A 15,932-nucleotide genomic window follows, 5' to 3' on the forward strand; every position below is an offset into this window, starting at 1 on the left:
CTGAACTAAAACCCTTCGATGACAGAAGGGTTTTCATTATCAATAAACACCTTAAAAGAGGGCGCTAGCCAGGTAACGTGCTCTTAAATAGAAAGTTGTAGCTGATTTTCAATCGCTAGTTTGAGCTTGTTTCTATCGTGACGCCAGTCTCGGTTAGAGGAGGCGAGTGACTCCGTCACTACATTCCATTGACTTAAGACGTCTTGCTCGGTTTTCTCTGCTAGAACCACGTCTATTTTTCTTCCTTGACAGGCACGTTCACACCATTCTAATTTTTGAGCCATCGTCATTCGTCCCGCTGGGCCGTATTCTGGACTCAGGTTAGCAACAAAAATGACTTTTGCTCTTGTGTTTGCTGCAATCGCTTTGCCGAGTTCAGGCAGCAATAAAGGAGGCATGATACTAGTTAAAAAACTGCCAGGGCCAAGAATAATCGCGTCCGCTTCCGCCAAAGCTGTGATGGCTTCTTTGGTAGCAGGCACTTCTGGTGAAAGATCCAAACGTCGCAAGTCTGCTTTCATTTCGTCGACATTTGTTTCTCCCGTAACCCACTTCCCATCTACGGATAACGCGGAAAGATCCGAAGGGTGTTCGGACATAGGAAGGATGTTAACGTCGACTTTTAACATATTGCGAATCAGATTAATGGCATCTAAAGGCCTGACCGATAAGTTATCGAGTGCAGTAAGCATCAAATTACCAAGATTATGACCATCAAGTTCGCCAGTGCCTTTGAAGCGATATTCAAACATCATAGAACTGATCGAAGGCTCTGTAATGAGCTGATTAATACAGTTACGTGTGTCTCCCCAAGCGATTCCTCCTTGGCAGTGACGAATTCTTCCTGTTGAACCACCATTGTCAGTCGTGGCAACAATCCCAGTTGCATTGCTGCCAAAATCTCGTAATGCGGCCAGCATTCGACCTAAGCCATGACCACCGCCAACAGCGACCACTTTTTTATCTGTGTAGATATTCATTATGTTCTTCTAATAATCTAATAAAAAACGGCTACAATTTATCTTAAGGAGTGTCTTAAAGGTACTCACTTAGCGGTAAATTGTGTCTCTAGAGAGTTTTTTATCACTCAAGTCTGGATTCCATTACAAATATTAAGTATTTTACACCGCAAAGCTATCAGAGATTTCATATCTCTGGTTGCCATAACTCCGAGCTCACTATTGCTAAGTCCTTGGATAAGCGTTTTGAGCCAGTGGCATACTGTCACAAGGGCATGATTGGAAATGGCCATGCCTCCCGTGTTTGGAAAGGTGTTCCGTGGCGCAACAATTCGAAGACAAATTTCATCGTAAGTTTTATTACTTGCGTCTGTCTGTGACCGACGTATGTAATTTCAAATGTACCTATTGCCTTCCTGATGGCTATAAGCCTTCGGGCAATAAAAACTCGTCTTTTTTATCTCTCCCTGAAATCAAACGGGTCGTAAAAGCATTCGCTGATTGTGGCACGTCAAAAGTGCGCATCACTGGTGGTGAGCCTAGCTTACGCAAAGATTTTACCGACATTATCCATTCAGTAGCGGCGACGCCTGGCATTCAAAAAGTTGCAACGACAACCAATGGCTATCGCATGGCAAAACAAGTCGCAGATTGGCGTGAAGCCGGTTTAACCCACATTAATGTCAGTGTGGATAGCCTTGACCCGCGTATGTTTCATCAAATCACAGGTGAAAATAAGTTTACTGAAGTCATGAATGGTATCGAACGTGCGTTCGAGGTCGGTTATGAGCAAGTAAAAGTTAATGTGGTGTTGATGAAAGATCTGAACCATCACGAGCTGCCAGCGTTTCTTAACTGGATAAAAGATCGTCCAATCCAACTGCGTTTCATTGAGTTGATGCAAACGGGTGAGATGGATGAGCTATTTAATAAGCACCATGTATCCGGAGTGGCAATTCGTAACCAGCTAATTGCAAATGGTTGGTTGCTGAAAGTGCGCTCGCATAATGATGGTCCTGCGCAAGTATTTGTTCATCCTGATTACAAGGGTGAAATAGGTCTTATCATGCCTTATGAAAAAGACTTTTGTGAAAGCTGCAACCGACTGCGCGTTTCGGCGATGGGTAAGCTGCACCTATGTCTGTTTGGAGACCACGGTGTAGAATTGCGTGATCTTTTGGAACGTGATGAGCAAGAGAGTGAGCTTATTGAACGTATCCAGGCGCAGTTACAAACCAAGTCGGTAAGCCATTTCTTGCATGATGGCAATACTGGTATGACGCCACACCTCGCGTCTATCGGCGGCTAACTTCATTCAATTTTTAGAGCGAGTTCACTGATAAGCTGGCTCTAACTTTTTCCGAATCGATACCAAGCGTATCAAAGCTAATTAAGAGAATAGGTGAACAAATGGGTCACGCTGAAAGCAAATTCCAACCTGCAAATATTGCCGTTCTAACGGTATCTGACACTCGTACTGAAGAAAACGATACCTCTGGTCGTTACCTTGCTGAACATGCTCAAGAAGCGGGTCACAACGTAGTAGACAAGCAAATTGTTATTGATGACATGTACAAGATCCGCGCGATTGTTTCTCAATGGATTGCTGATGAAAGCGTACAAGCGATCATGATTACTGGCGGTACAGGTTTCACCTCACGTGATAGCACGCCAGAAGCACTTAAGCCTCTATTTGATAAAGAAGTTGAAGGTTTTGGTGAGTTGTTCCGTATGGTGTCGTACGAAGAGATCGGTACGTCTACGATTCAGTCTCGTGCGATTGCTGGTTTTGCTAACCACACCGTGATCTTCGCAATGCCAGGTTCAACTGGTGCGTGCCGCACAGGCTGGACAAAAATTATTAAACAGCAGTTGGATGCAAGTCATCGCCCTTGTAACTTCATGCCACACCTATCTGTATAACCTTTCCTAAAAGCGAAGGAAAAACAATGACCCAATTTACACATATCAATGCTTCTGGCGAAGCAAACATGGTTGACGTGTCAGCAAAAACGGAGACGGTTCGTGAAGCTCGTGCTGAAGCATTTGTTCACATGGCCCCAGAAACACTTCAACTGATTGTCTCTGGCCAGCACCATAAAGGTGATGTATTTGCGACGGCTCGTATTGCTGGTATTCAAGCTGCGAAGAAAACCTGGGATTTGATTCCACTTTGTCATCCGCTACTACTCTCTAAAGTTGAAGTTCAACTGGAAGCTATCGAAACAGAAAACAAAGTTCGCATCGAATCAGTATGTAAACTTGCGGGTAAAACTGGTGTGGAAATGGAAGCGCTCACGGCAGCTTCCGTTGCTGCTCTAACGATTTACGATATGTGTAAAGCAGTACAAAAAGACATGGTCATTGGTCAAGTTCGTCTACTAGAGAAAACGGGTGGTAAATCTGGTCACTTTAAGGTGGAATCATGATTAAAGTACTTTTCTTTGCTCAAACTCGCGAGCTGATTGGCATCGACAGTGTCGAGTTAGACGGGCCGTTTGAAACGGTTGAATCAATTCGTGCACATCTAGTGGAAGAAGGCACTAAGAAAGATGGCAAGTGGGATTTAGCGCTCGAGCCAGGAAAGCTACTTGCTGCAGTGAACCAATCCATCGTCCCTTTGGATACACAAGTAAAAGCAGGTGACGAAGTTGCGTTTTTCCCGCCGGTAACTGGGGGTTAAGATGGATTCTCGTGTATCTGTACAAATTGAAGACTTTTCGGTTGAGCAAGAATATCAACGTCTATCTGAAGGGACGGCTGCCGGCGCTGTCGTTACATTCGTTGGTAAAGTTCGAGATATGAACCTTGGGGATAATGTCATTGGTTTACATCTAGAGCACTATCCGGGGATGACAGAGAAGAGCTTGAGCGACATTTGCGAGCAAGCTGAGTCTCGCTGGCCACTATTAGGTGTACGCGTGATTCATCGCGTCGGAGACATGGATAGCGGTGATCAAATTGTATTTGTGGGCGTTTCCAGTGCGCACCGCGGCGCGGCATTTGATGCGTGCGAGTTCATCATGGATTATCTGAAAACCCAAGCTCCATTTTGGAAAAAAGAGCGTACGACGAATGAAGATCGTTGGGTTGAGTCGCGCGACACCGATCATCAAGCTGCACAGCGTTGGGAAAAATAGAACTAACCCGCATTCTAGTGAAAAAAGCTAAGTGCTAATGGTACTTAGCTTTTTTTGTATTTATCTTCATTGTATTGCTCACTTTGTTTCAATATTTCCTATCTTTTGTCTGGTGATATTCTTCACAATAAAAGTTTTTTGCCCAATATATAAACAATTATTTGTTAGACTTGATTTGTCATAAATGTTAAATGATGTGTAAATATCTAGCATAAGATGCTAGTAAATGGTTTAAACTCAGATTAATCGAAAGTTTCGCCTGTTAAATGTCGCTTCTGGTCTTTATTTGGCTGGTGAATGCTTTGGGGTTAGAGTTTACTGCTAGATATGTGTGGTTTAGTCAGCATTATTGGTTTTTTTGCTACATTTTTATGGCAAATTACTTCAATGATTGCTAATGTGTGCCGCAGTCTTTGTAAGGTTTTAGACTTTTGTGCTCAGAAAGTGCACTAAAAAAATCTAAAACTCTGACCGTTCCAGGCCCTTACAAAGAAGTCATGGATGCTAACGAAAAAATTTGGAGTTTTACGCATGTATAAGAATAAAATCACGCGCGCTTTATTTATTGGTGCTGGTCTTTCTCTCGCTCTAGCTGGTTGTGGTGAAAAGCCTGCGGAGAAACAAGCTGCTGAGCCTGCTCCGGCTCCAGCCCCTGAAGCTAAATCTGATTCTAAAGAGCCAAAACTTGCTGCTGTTCAAGAATTGGTGCGTGGTAACGGTACAGAAGTTGCGACAATAGACCCTCATAAATCTCAAGGTGTTCCAGAATCCCACGTGATTCGCGATCTTCTTGAAGGCCTTGTAAACCAAGATGCGGACGGTAACACTATCCCTGGTGTTGCAGAATCTTGGGAAACTGAAGACAACAAAACATACACTTTCCACTTACGTGAAGACGCAAAATGGTCAAACGGTGATCCTGTCACTGCAGGTGATTTCGTTTACAGCTTCCAACGTGCAGTCGATCCAGCAACCGCCTCTCCATATGCTTGGTACATGGAATACACCAAGATGAAGAACGCAAAAGACATTGTTGCGGGTAAAAAAGATAAGAGCGAGTTAGGTGTTAAAGCGGTTGACGACCACACGTTAGTGGTTGAGTTAGATACTGCAGTACCATATTTTGTAATGATGATGGGCCACACGACAGTGAAACCTGTTCATCAAGCAACTGTTGAAAAGTTCGGCGATCAATGGACGAAGCCAGAGAACTTTGTAGGTAACGGTGCTTATGTTGTTGACAACTGGGTTGTAAATGAGCGTTTGGTTCTAAAACGTAACGAACAGTACTGGGACAACGAAAACACGACGCTTGATCAAGTGACTTTCTTACCAATCGAGAACCAAGTAGCGGAAATGAACCGCTTCCTAGCGGGTGAAATCGACTTCACGAACGAGCTGCCTACAGAGCACTTCAAGCGTCTGAAGAAAGAGCACCCACAAGAAGTGTCTGTAACCGGTAACTTATGTACTTACTACTACATCTTCAATACGAAGAAAAAGCCGTTTGATGATGTTCGTGTGCGTAAAGCGATTTCTTATGCGATTGACCGTAACATTGTGACTGATGCGATTTTAGGTCAAGGTCAAAAGCCAGCTTACTTCCTAACACCTGAAATTACGGCAGGTTTCAACCCAGAAATCCCTGCATACGGCAAAATGACGCAAGAAGAGCGTAACGCAGAAGCTGCGCGTCTATTGGAAGAAGCGGGTTACGGCGCAGACAACCCTCTTGAATTTAACCTTCTATACAATACATCAGAGAACCACAAGAAACTTGCGGTTGCACTGGGTTCAATGTGGAAGAAGACACTTGGTCTTGACGTTACGCTAGAAAACCAAGAGTGGAAAACTTACCTATCTACCAAAGATTCTGGCAACTTTGAGGTTGCTCGTGCAGGTTGGTGTGGCGACTACAACGAAGCTTCATCTTTCCTAACGCTGATGATGAGTAATAACACTACTGGTGGTATTCACTACGACAGCAAAGAGTACGATGCGATCATGAACAAAGCATTTGCTTCAACTTCTGACGAAGAGCGCCAAGCGCTTTACCTAGAAGCAGAGAAGTTGATGGCAAAAGATATGCCAATCGCACCTATCTACCAGTACGTGAAATCACGTCTACTATCACCGAAAGTTGGTGGCTTCCCAGTAAATAACGCGGAAGACAAGATTTACTCTAAAGATCTCTACATCACAGAGTAATTCGTAACTCGATAGAACTATAAAAATGAGGCCCTACATGTGAGAAATTGCATGTAGCGCCTATCTTTAGTCCAAAAGAATTGGACGACTTCTTTAATTTAACTGTCACAGACTGAAAGAGTGAGTTTATGCTTAAATTCATCGCAAAAAGGATATTTGAGGCGATCCCAACAATGTTGGTTTTGATCACCGTATCTTTCTTTCTTATGCGCTTTGCACCGGGAAACCCTTTCTCGACAGAGCGTCCATTGCCACCCGAAGTAATGGCAAATATCGAAGCTAAATATGGCTTGGATAAACCTGTATTTGAACAATACACCACGTATTTGACCAATGTTATCCAAGGTGATTTCGGACCGTCATTTAAATACCTTGATTACTCAGTAAACGAGCTGATCGCGGTTGCCTTACCAGTTTCGGCTAAAGTGGGCTTCATCGCCTTTATCTTTACTTTGATAATGGGGGTTACCGTCGGTACCATTGCTGCGCTCAAGCAAAATACTTGGATTGATTACACCATTATGTCGACTGCGATGCTTGGTGTGGTAATGCCATCCTTTGTATTAGCGCCTGCGCTTATCTACATATTCTCGCTTCACTGGAATATCTTCCCTGCGGGCGGTTGGCAAGATGGTAGCTGGCAGTATTTAGTGCTTCCTGTTATTGGTATGTCGCTACTGTATGTTGCTACTTTTGCTCGTATTACGCGTGGTTCGATGATCGAAACCTTAAACAGTAACTTTATTCGTACGGCACGTGCTAAAGGTCTAAGTTACCGTTACATCATTATCAAACATGCTCTGAAGCCGGCACTTCTCCCTGTTGTTTCTTACATGGGTCCAGCTTTCGTAGGTATCATCACCGGTTCCGTTGTTATCGAAACCATTTTTGGTCTGCCTGGTATTGGTAAACTATTCGTTAACGCTGCGTTTAACCGTGACTACTCGCTAGTAATGGGGGTAACCATTCTGATTGGTTTCCTATTTATTCTATTCAACGCGATTGTAGATATTTTACTTGCAATGATTGACCCGAAAATTCGCTACTAACAGGGACGTTTGGTTATGTTAACGAAAAAAGAAAACCTAGAAGCGATTGAGAAATTCTCCGAAAACTTGGAGATTGAAGGTCGCAGTCTTTGGCAAGATGCTCGTATCCGTTTCATGCGCAACAAAGCGGCGATGGTGAGCTTATTCCTTCTTGTTCTAATGACGTTGGCGGTTATTATCCTGCCAATGATCGCACCGTACACATTTGATGATACTGACTGGTACGCGATGCACGTTGCACCGAATGCTGACCATTGGTTTGGTACTGACAGCTTAGGCCGTGATTTATACGTGCGTACGCTAATTGGAGGTCGTATTTCGTTGATGGTAGGTGTTATGGGTGCATTTGTAGCGGTACTGATTGGTACGCTCTACGGCGCAGCATCTGGTTTCATCGGCGGTAAAGTTGACCGCGTAATGATGCGTATTCTAGAAATTTTATACGCGGTACCGTTTATGTTCCTGGTGATTGTACTGGTAACATTCTTCGGTCGTAACATCATGCTGATCTTCGTTGCGATTGGTGCTATCGCATGGCTAGATATGGCGCGTATCGTACGTGGTCAGACTCTTAGTCTACGTAGCAAGGAGTTTATCGAAGCAGCACATGTGTGTGGTGTAAGCAACTGGAAAATCATTACTCGTCATATCGTACCGAACGTACTGGGTATTGTAGCGGTATACTCTACGCTGCTTATCCCAAGTATGATTCTAACGGAATCATTCCTATCATTCCTTGGTCTTGGTGTTCAGGAACCAATGACAAGTTGGGGCGCTCTTCTACAAGAAGGTGCACAGACGATGGAAGTAGCAATCTGGCAGCTGGCATTCCCAGCAGTGTTCATGGTTGTGACGCTATTCTGCTTCAACTACGTTGGTGACGGCCTGCGCGATGCGCTGGATCCAAAAGACAGATAATTAAAAGATAAGATTAAGGAAGCAATGATGAGCTTATTAGATGTCAAAGATCTGCGCGTCGAATTCACCACGCAAGATGGTATCGTAACCGCAGTAAACGATTTGAACTTCTCTCTCAACCAAGGCGAAACCTTAGGTATCGTTGGAGAGTCGGGATCAGGTAAATCTCAAACCGTATTCGCAATCATGGGCCTTTTGGCTAAGAACGGTATTATTTCTGGTAGCGCAAAGTTTGAAGGCAAAGAAATCCTAAACTTACCGGAAAAAGAACTGAACAAAGTGCGTGCGGAACAGATCGCAATGATCTTCCAAGACCCAATGACATCACTGAACCCTTACATGAAAGTGAGTGATCAGTTGATGGAAGTGCTTATGCTGCACAAAGGCATGGGCAAAGCGGAAGCATTTGAAGAATCAGTACGCATGCTGGAAGCGGTAAAAATCCCTGAAGCGCGTAAGCGTATCACGATGTACCCGCATGAGTTTTCAGGCGGTATGCGTCAGCGTGTAATGATCGCGATGGCGTTGTTATGTCGTCCTAAACTGCTTATTGCCGATGAGCCAACAACAGCACTTGATGTGACGGTACAAGCACAGATCATGGACTTGTTGAATGAGCTGAAATCTGAGTTCAACACAGCGATCATCATGATCACGCACGACCTTGGTGTGGTTGCAGGTTCGTGTGACAAGGTGCTGGTGATGTATGCAGGCCGTACTATGGAGTACGGCAACGTAAACGAAATTTTCTACAATCCAAGCCATCCTTATGCGGAGGGGCTGCTGAAGGCGATTCCTCGCCTCGATACTGAGGGTGAAATTCTGCCGACCATTCCTGGTAATCCACCAAACTTGCTTCGTCTACCGCCGGGCTGCCCTTATCAAGAGCGCTGTCACCGTGTGATGGATCGTTGTAAGCGCGAGGCGCCAATTCTGACACCATTTGGTGATGGTCGTCAGCGTGCATGTTTTTCTGAATGGGAGGCTTGGAACAAATGAACGCAGTAGACAAAAAACTAATTCTGGACATTTCTGAGCTGAAAGTTCACTTCAGCATTGCCTCAAAGTCGGCATGGCCGTGGTCAAAGCCTTCGAGCCTGAAAGCGGTAGATGGCGTGAACGTTCGACTATACGAAGGGGAAACGCTTGGTGTAGTAGGTGAATCAGGTTGTGGTAAATCGACGTTTGCTCGTGCCATCATTGGTCTGGTTGAAGCTACTGACGGCCAAGTAGTTTGGTTGGGTCAAGACCTTACTAAAATGAAAAGCGTTCAGCGCCGTGAGACGCGTAAAGAAATTCAGATGATTTTCCAAGACCCATTGGCATCGCTGAATCCGCGTATGACTGTTGGTGATATCATTGCTGAACCTCTTGAGACATTCTATCCAGAACTGTCTAAGCAGGAAGTGAAAGATCGCGTTAAAGAGATGATGGCGAAAGTTGGCCTATTACCTAACGTGATTAACCGTTACCCACACGAGTTCTCGGGTGGTCAGTGTCAGCGTATCGGGATAGCGCGTGCGCTTATCCTTAAGCCTAAGATGATCATTTGTGACGAGCCAGTATCGGCGCTTGATGTATCTATTCAAGCTCAGGTGGTTAACCTGCTTAAAGAGATTCAAAAAGAGTTAGGGCTTTCTCTGGTATTCATTGCGCATGACTTGTCTGTCGTTAAACACATTTCAGATCGCGTTTTAGTTATGTATTTAGGTAATGCCGTGGAACTTGGCGAGGCCGAGGCTCTGTTTGCTGATCCTAAGCACCCATATACGCGTGCGCTGATGTCTGCGGTTCCGATCCCGGACCCGGATATTGAGCGCAATAAGAAAATCCAAATGCTAGAGGGTGATCTTCCTTCACCTATCAACCCACCGTCGGGTTGTGTATTCCGCACTCGTTGCCCACAAGCAACCGAAGAGTGTGCGAAGACGAAGCCAACCATTTTAGGTAATGACGTTCACGCGGTATCTTGTTTACACGTTAGTGTATAAATTCAGCCTGTGACGGGCTTAAGCGCGACACCTTCATCGGGTCGCGCTTTTTTTATGTGTCTGATTTATACATTCGAATTTCTTGAACATGATGTCCTAAGTTCGATGATTCTCTGTTTGATAGGAAACGCTAATATAGACACAAACAGAACGAGAGGAGAGCAATCATGGGTAAGTTGGTTGAAGGTGTTTGGCAAGATGTCTGGTATGACACAAAATCAAATGGTGGCAAATTTGTGCGCGAAGATGCCGGATTCCGTAACTGGGTTAAAAACGACCCTGATGCGGAATTTACACCAGAGTCCGGTCGATACCATTTGTATGTCTCTCTTGCTTGTCCGTGGGCACATCGAACCCTCATTTTCCGCAAGCTGAAAGGTTTAGAACCACATATTGATGTCACGGTCGTTTGCCCTGATATGCTCAGCCAAGGTTGGCAAATGGGGCTTCCTGAGCCATTGTTTGGTCACACGCGCATGTATCAAATTTACACGCAGGCCAAACCCGATTACACGGGCCGCGTAACCGTGCCTGTACTTTGGGATAAAAAGACCAATACTATTGTGTCAAACGAGTCGTCAGAGATCATTCGCATGTTCAATTCGGAATTCAATGCGTTAACAGGGAATCACGACGACTACTATCCAGATCATCTAAAACACGTTATTGATGATTGGAACGATTTTGTTTATCCAAATGTCAACAACGGAGTGTATCGTTGTGGCTTCGCGACTACACAAGAGGCGTATGAAGAAGCGTTTGATTCTTTGTTTAATGCGTTAGATAAAATCGATGCTCACTTAGCGACGCATCGTTACTTAGCAGGGAACACAATTACTGAGGCTGATTGGCGTTTGTTTACGACTCTTATTCGTTTTGATGCGGTGTATGTGGGGCATTTCAAGTGTAACAAGCAGCGCATCGCAGACTACGAAAATATACAAGGCTACTTAAAAGAGTTATATCAAGTCGAAGGCGTCGAAGAAACGACGGATTTCTATCACATTAAACGCCACTACTACTTCAGCCACACTGGGATTAATCCGACGCAAGTTGTACCAAAAGGGCCTGATTTAGACCTAAATACTCCTCATGGAAGAGAAAGGATTGGCTAGTTTGCTGCTTCCATCGCAAATGAAAAAGTACTTAACGGTTAGCAATGCCGTTAAGTACTTTTGTGTCATCTAAATACCGGGAGTAGGAAGTTTACTTTTTCATTCATCGCCACCTTACTTAGCGCGTACGATGTCCATCACTAGCTTTCCGTCCACTTTTACAGGACCGTCCTCTTTAGCGCCGAGCGTATACTCAAACACACCAGTCTTCATGCCACCTTTCTCTCCGTGGACCATTAACATCAGCATATCGCCTGATTCTACTGGTTCCATCAAAATTGCATTTACGTTTTCATTCTTTCCCATTTTTAACGGAGCGTAGCCGATAACAGGACCAGGCTTCATTGATTCGTCTGTTCGGTGGACAACCATCCACCCATTGTCATCAGCATGAGCCATTTCAGCGGTCACCGTTCCTCCGGACATATCTTGATCGACGCCTTTAATACTCGGGGCGGAAAAGCTGAATGAAGAAAAACTAATCAGAAACGCAGCTAAACCAAACTTTATCAGTGATGTATTGATGAAATCCTTCATATATATTCCTTAGCAGTCAATGAGTTTGTGCATTGCAGTAGCTTTTACGTATTTCCTAGCAAAAAAGTTTAGCTAAAACGTAAATAATGTCGATAAATTGAACAGGGACCGTGCTGCTTTGGAGCCAATGCATTTTGGGGAGTGGGTCAATCGGTGTAAGAACAAGCACGAGCAATGTCGATTAGGTATGGGGGGCGATAGGGAGAAAAGCTTTGTGCACCAGTAATTATAGGTTGTGCAGTAATTGGTATAAAAAACAAATAAGTGTTCTGGCCAGCAATAGAAAAAGCCCTCGACGAATCGAGGGCTTTGTATCTATATCCAACTAGATGTCAGAAGCGATTATTTAGCTTCTTGGTCTGCTTGGATAGCTGTTAGAGCGATGGTGTACACGATGTCGTCTACTAGCGCGCCACGAGACAAGTCGTTTACAGGCTTACGCATACCTTGCAGCATTGGACCGATAGATACTAGGTCAGCTGAACGTTGTACCGCTTTGTAAGTTGTGTTACCCGTGTTTAGGTCTGGGAATACAAATACTGTCGCTTTACCTGCAACTGGAGAGTTTGGTGCTTTAGAAGCAGCAACGTTTTCCATAATAGCAGCGTCGTACTGTAGAGGGCCGTCAATGATAAGATCAGGACGTTTCTCTTGAGCCAGTTTTGTTGCTTCACGTACTTTATCAACGTCTGCACCCTTACCAGATTCACCTGTAGAGTAAGAGATCATTGCAACGCGTGGTTCGATACCGAATGCTGCTGCAGAGTCAGCAGATTGGATAGCGATTTCAGCAAGCTGTTCAGCAGTTGGATCAGGGTTGATTGCACAGTCACCGTAAACCAGTACTTGATCAGGCAGAAGCATGAAGAATACTGAAGATACGATAGACGCATTTGGTGCCGTCTTGATGATTTGGAACGGAGGAACGATAGTGTTCGCCGTAGTGTGAACAGCACCAGAAACTAGGCCGTCAACTTCGTCGTTCTCAAGCATCATTGTGCCTAGGAATACTGAATCTTGTAGCTTCTCACGAGCCACAACTTCAGTCATGCCTTTAGCACCGCGCAACTCAACTAGGCGAGCAACGTAGTTTTCACGAACAGCATCTGCATCAATGATGGTTACACCAGTACCTAGCTCAACGCCTTGTTGAGCCGCTACGCGACGGATTTCATCTGGGTTACCTAGAAGTACACAGTCTGCAATGCCGCGTTCAGCACAGATTGCCGCTGCTTTAACTGTGCGTGGTTCGTCACCTTCTGGAAGAACGATACGCTTACCTGCTTTACGAGCAAGTTCAGTTAGCTGGTAACGGAACGCTGGTGGGCTTAGACGACGAGACTTCTGAGTGCCTTCAGTCATAGACTCGATCCAGTTACCGTCGATGTGGCCAGCAACGTGTTCGTTGATGAACTCGATACGCTCTTTATCGTCTGCAGGTACTTCGATGCTGAAGCTCTGTAGGTTTAGAGACGTTTGCCAAGTGTTACCTTGTGCTTTGAAGATAGGTAGACCAGTGTCGAATGCTGGTTTACATAGGCCTTCGATTTCGCTAGGGATATCGTAACCGCCAGTTAGCAGTACTGCACCAATATCCACACCGTTCATTGCAGCAAGAGAAGCAGCAACGATAACATCAGGACGGTCTGCTGAAGTAACAAGTAGAGAGCCCGGTTTGAAGTGCTCAATCATGTTTGGCAGAGAACGTGCACAGAAAGTGATGCTCTTGATGCGACGAGTGTTGATGTCACCTTCGTTGATGATATCTGCTTTCAGGTGCTTAGCCATGTCGATTGCACGAGTCGCAATCAGATCAATGCTCCATGGCACACAACCTAGTACACGAATTGGAGAAGTGTTAAAAATTTCCATCACTTTCAATTCGTTTTGTTTCGCGCTGTCTGCATCGTCAAAGATTTCAGATAGGTCAGGGCGAGTACGGCCAGCTTCGTCAACAGGAGCGTTTAGCTTGTTGATGATAACACCTGAGATGTTTTTGTTTTTAGTGCCGCCGAAGTTAGAACATGCTACTTCGATACGCTCTTTCAGTTGCGCAGGGTTATCAGTACCTGGAGTCGCAACTAGCACGATTTCTGCACCAAGTGTTGCCGCGATTTCCGCGTTTACTTGGTTTGCAAATGGGTGCTTACGAGTAGGTACAAGACCTTCGATTAGCGTAACGTCTGCGTCTTTGTTGATTTGGTTGTAACGTTCAACAACGGTTTCTAGCAGCTCGTCCATGTTGTCGTTACCGATTAGGCTTTCAGCAACAGACATCGCCATTGGTTCACCGATCTTCATATCGCTGTTACGACCAACGATAGTTGAAGTCAGATCTGGCTGATCACCACCTGAACGTGGCTGACAGATTGGCTTGTAGAAAGAAACTTTAACGCCTTTACGCTCCATAGCGCGAAGAACACCCATGCTAACGCTTGTTAGGCCAACGCCTGCGCTAGTAGGGATAAGCATAATAGTACGAGACATTCGTAGAGTACCTTTAGCTATTTGGGGGATAAAAGCTCAACTCTTATTCCATGAAGCTCGAAGAATAGGAGTTGAGCCCCTAAGAAATTCGTTTGAATGAAAATCTGGCTAGCCGAGTGGCTAGCCAGGAATTCAATTAAAGACCTGTCAGGCGAGCAGTGTCTTCAGCGATGACTAGCTCTTCGTTAGTAGAGATAACCATTGCAGGGATACGGCTGTTTTCAGTCGTGATAACGCCTTCGCCGCCGAAGCGAGCTTTAAGGTTAGCTTCGCTATCTACTTCGATACCGAAGATGCCAAGACGGTTTAGAACCATTTCACGGATAGGGCCAGAGTTCTCGCCGATACCGCCAGTGAAAGTGATTGCGTCTAGACGGCCTTCCATTGAAGCAGTGTAGCCAGCAACGTATTTAGCTAGACGGTGGCAGAACACGTCCATTGCGCGTGTTGCTTCTTCTTTTTGACCGTAGTTGTCTTCAACGAAACGACAGTCAGAAGTCACTTCAGTTAGACCTTGAAGACCAGACTCTTTAGTTAGCATCGTGTTGATTTGATCAACAGAGTAACCTAGAGCGTCGTGTAGGTGGAAGACGATAGCAGGGTCGATGTCGCCACAGCGAGTACCCATTACCAGACCTTCAAGTGGAGTAAGACCCATAGAAGTGTCTACAGATTGACCGTTCTTGATCGCACATACAGATGCGCCGTTACCTAGGTGACAGTTGATGATGTTTACTTCTTCAACTGGTTTGTTTAGTAGGCCTGCAACTTCACGAGTGATGAACAAGTGAGAAGTACCGTGCATGCCGTAACGACGGATACCGTGTTCTTTGTATAGGTTGTATGGAAGAGCGTATAGGTAAGACTCTTCAGGCATAGTTTGGTGGAACGCAGTGTCAAATACAGCAACGTTTTTCAGCTCTGGGAAGTTTTTCTTAGCCGCTTCGATACCGATGATGTGAGCAGGGTTATGAAGAGGTGCAAATGTTGCAGCGTCTTGAATACCTTTTAGAACTTCATCAGTAATTAGTGCAGATTGAGTGAACTGCTCGCCGCCGTGAACGATACGGTGACCGATTGCGCCTAGGTTAGCTTTAAGCTCTGGCTTAGAAGCAAGAATAGTTTCTACCATAAAAGCTAGTGCTTCTTCGTGAGCTGCACCATTGCCTAGTTGAGCTTCGTGCTTGCCATCAAGTTTCCACTTGATGCGAGCTTCAGGAAGGTGAAGACACTCAGCAAGACCTGACAAGTGCTCGTCGCCGTTCTCGGCATCAACAACGGCAAATTTAAGAGAAGAACTACCGCAGTTTAAAACTAAAACTAGCTTAGACATGTATGACTACCTGTTATTCGTCTGATAAAAAATCAGTTAAAGAATGAAAAATTAATCACAAGAATAGCCGATACCCAGAAGGCTGCGTACTAATCCTGGTCAAAAATTGTTCTAATTCCATATAAAGAAATAGTGATGAACCCTTCCATCACTATGATGCGATCCGTGCAGATAGATATCTCGGAGTTGCTTAAA

At 44.9% G+C, this 15,932-nt stretch carries 15 protein-coding genes and 1 riboswitch; of the genes, 11 read left to right on the forward strand and 4 right to left on the reverse strand.

Features of this window, described 5'->3' with window-relative positions:
* Positions 1 to 83: 83 nt before the first annotated feature.
* Entirely contained in the window at positions 84 to 980 is an 897-nt protein-coding gene (locus R7Q09_RS00960) for a YvcK family protein (protein ID WP_318070809.1), read from the reverse strand.
* A 175-nt stretch (positions 981 to 1,155) separates the two neighbouring features.
* Positions 1,156 to 1,290, forward strand: a riboswitch (molybdenum cofactor riboswitch).
* Between R7Q09_RS00960 and moaA the strand changes: the two genes are divergently transcribed.
* The 11 genes from moaA to R7Q09_RS01015 all read left to right on the forward strand — a co-directional run bounded on the left by moaA (position 1,279) and on the right by R7Q09_RS01015 (position 11,380).
* Positions 1,279 to 2,268 (forward strand): GTP 3',8-cyclase MoaA, encoded by a 990-nt coding sequence (gene moaA / locus R7Q09_RS00965; protein WP_017636052.1) that lies wholly within the window; start codon positions 1,279 to 1,281, stop codon positions 2,266 to 2,268. It overlaps the preceding riboswitch by 12 nt.
* A 101-nt stretch (positions 2,269 to 2,369) precedes the next feature.
* A complete protein-coding gene (moaB, locus tag R7Q09_RS00970; RefSeq protein ID WP_005388935.1) occupies positions 2,370 to 2,882 on the forward strand; it encodes a molybdenum cofactor biosynthesis protein B in 513 nt (170 codons plus the stop codon).
* Between the two features lie 26 nt (positions 2,883 to 2,908).
* Positions 2,909 to 3,388, forward strand: coding sequence for a cyclic pyranopterin monophosphate synthase MoaC (gene moaC / locus R7Q09_RS00975; protein WP_005388936.1), 480 nt, complete (start codon positions 2,909 to 2,911; stop codon positions 3,386 to 3,388).
* On the forward strand, positions 3,385 to 3,642 hold the full coding sequence (moaD, locus tag R7Q09_RS00980; RefSeq protein WP_005388938.1) for a molybdopterin synthase sulfur carrier subunit: 258 nt from the start codon (positions 3,385 to 3,387) through the stop codon (positions 3,640 to 3,642). Before moaC ends, moaD begins: the two co-directional genes overlap by 4 nt.
* A gap of 1 nt (position 3,643) precedes the next feature.
* Positions 3,644 to 4,099 carry a molybdopterin synthase catalytic subunit MoaE gene (gene moaE, locus R7Q09_RS00985; RefSeq protein ID WP_318070811.1) on the forward strand — a complete coding sequence of 152 codons (456 nt, stop codon included), beginning with the start codon at positions 3,644 to 3,646 and terminating at the stop codon, positions 4,097 to 4,099.
* A gap of 531 nt (positions 4,100 to 4,630) precedes the next feature.
* Complete coding sequence (locus tag R7Q09_RS00990) at positions 4,631 to 6,307, forward strand: ABC transporter substrate-binding protein (protein ID WP_017633862.1); 1,677 nt, start codon at positions 4,631 to 4,633, stop codon at positions 6,305 to 6,307.
* Between the two features lie 128 nt (positions 6,308 to 6,435).
* Positions 6,436 to 7,356, forward strand: coding sequence for an oligopeptide ABC transporter permease OppB (oppB, locus tag R7Q09_RS00995; RefSeq protein ID WP_005380786.1), 921 nt, complete (start codon positions 6,436 to 6,438; stop codon positions 7,354 to 7,356).
* Positions 7,357 to 7,371: 15 nt separating this feature from the next.
* The gene (gene oppC, locus R7Q09_RS01000; RefSeq protein WP_017633861.1) at positions 7,372 to 8,274 is read left to right on the forward strand and encodes an oligopeptide ABC transporter permease OppC; all 903 of its coding nucleotides are present in this window, start codon (positions 7,372 to 7,374) and stop codon (positions 8,272 to 8,274) included.
* A gap of 27 nt (positions 8,275 to 8,301) precedes the next feature.
* Entirely contained in the window at positions 8,302 to 9,273 is a 972-nt protein-coding gene (locus R7Q09_RS01005; RefSeq protein ID WP_005380792.1) for an ABC transporter ATP-binding protein, read from the forward strand.
* Positions 9,252 to 10,265, forward strand: a complete 1,014-nt coding sequence (gene oppF, locus R7Q09_RS01010) for a murein tripeptide/oligopeptide ABC transporter ATP binding protein OppF (protein WP_005387265.1) — start codon at positions 9,252 to 9,254, stop codon at positions 10,263 to 10,265. Before R7Q09_RS01005 ends, oppF begins: the two co-directional genes overlap by 22 nt.
* A 167-nt stretch (positions 10,266 to 10,432) precedes the next feature.
* The gene (locus R7Q09_RS01015) at positions 10,433 to 11,380 is read left to right on the forward strand and encodes a glutathione S-transferase family protein (protein WP_318070812.1); all 948 of its coding nucleotides are present in this window, start codon (positions 10,433 to 10,435) and stop codon (positions 11,378 to 11,380) included.
* A 114-nt stretch (positions 11,381 to 11,494) separates the two neighbouring features.
* Here the strand turns inward: R7Q09_RS01015 and R7Q09_RS01020 are convergent, their stop codons facing one another.
* The 3 genes from R7Q09_RS01020 to R7Q09_RS01030 all read right to left on the reverse strand — a co-directional run bounded on the left by R7Q09_RS01020 (position 11,495) and on the right by R7Q09_RS01030 (position 15,737).
* The gene (locus R7Q09_RS01020; RefSeq protein ID WP_005380804.1) at positions 11,495 to 11,917 is read right to left on the reverse strand and encodes a hypothetical protein; all 423 of its coding nucleotides are present in this window, start codon (positions 11,915 to 11,917) and stop codon (positions 11,495 to 11,497) included.
* A gap of 342 nt (positions 11,918 to 12,259) precedes the next feature.
* A complete protein-coding gene (gene pta / locus R7Q09_RS01025) occupies positions 12,260 to 14,404 on the reverse strand; it encodes a phosphate acetyltransferase (protein ID WP_005380805.1) in 2,145 nt (714 codons plus the stop codon).
* A 136-nt stretch (positions 14,405 to 14,540) separates the two neighbouring features.
* The gene (locus R7Q09_RS01030; RefSeq protein ID WP_005380807.1) at positions 14,541 to 15,737 is read right to left on the reverse strand and encodes an acetate kinase; all 1,197 of its coding nucleotides are present in this window, start codon (positions 15,735 to 15,737) and stop codon (positions 14,541 to 14,543) included.
* Positions 15,738 to 15,932: the final 195 nt, after the last annotated feature.

The sequence above is a fragment of the Vibrio sp. 2130-1 genome (genome assembly GCF_033339515.1).

Excerpts from the sequence above, each read along its gene's own strand:
- R7Q09_RS00960 (WP_318070809.1), bottom strand. The coding sequence starts at position 980 with ATGAATATCTACACAGATAAAAAAGTGGTCGCTGTTGGCGGTGGTCAT.
- moaB (WP_005388935.1), top strand. The coding sequence starts at position 2,370 with ATGGGTCACGCTGAAAGCAAATTCCAACCTGCAAATATTGCCGTTCTA.
- moaC (WP_005388936.1), top strand. The coding sequence starts at position 2,909 with ATGACCCAATTTACACATATCAATGCTTCTGGCGAAGCAAACATGGTT.
- moaD (WP_005388938.1), top strand. The coding sequence starts at position 3,385 with ATGATTAAAGTACTTTTCTTTGCTCAAACTCGCGAGCTGATTGGCATC.
- moaE (WP_318070811.1), top strand. The coding sequence starts at position 3,644 with ATGGATTCTCGTGTATCTGTACAAATTGAAGACTTTTCGGTTGAGCAA.
- R7Q09_RS00990 (WP_017633862.1), top strand. The coding sequence starts at position 4,631 with ATGTATAAGAATAAAATCACGCGCGCTTTATTTATTGGTGCTGGTCTT.
- oppB (WP_005380786.1), top strand. The coding sequence starts at position 6,436 with ATGCTTAAATTCATCGCAAAAAGGATATTTGAGGCGATCCCAACAATG.
- oppC (WP_017633861.1), top strand. The coding sequence starts at position 7,372 with ATGTTAACGAAAAAAGAAAACCTAGAAGCGATTGAGAAATTCTCCGAA.
- R7Q09_RS01005 (WP_005380792.1), top strand. The coding sequence starts at position 8,302 with ATGAGCTTATTAGATGTCAAAGATCTGCGCGTCGAATTCACCACGCAA.
- oppF (WP_005387265.1), top strand. The coding sequence starts at position 9,252 with ATGGGAGGCTTGGAACAAATGAACGCAGTAGACAAAAAACTAATTCTG.
- R7Q09_RS01015 (WP_318070812.1), top strand. The coding sequence starts at position 10,433 with ATGGGTAAGTTGGTTGAAGGTGTTTGGCAAGATGTCTGGTATGACACA.
- R7Q09_RS01020 (WP_005380804.1), bottom strand. The coding sequence starts at position 11,917 with ATGAAGGATTTCATCAATACATCACTGATAAAGTTTGGTTTAGCTGCG.
- pta (WP_005380805.1), bottom strand. The coding sequence starts at position 14,404 with ATGTCTCGTACTATTATGCTTATCCCTACTAGCGCAGGCGTTGGCCTA.
- R7Q09_RS01030 (WP_005380807.1), bottom strand. The coding sequence starts at position 15,737 with ATGTCTAAGCTAGTTTTAGTTTTAAACTGCGGTAGTTCTTCTCTTAAA.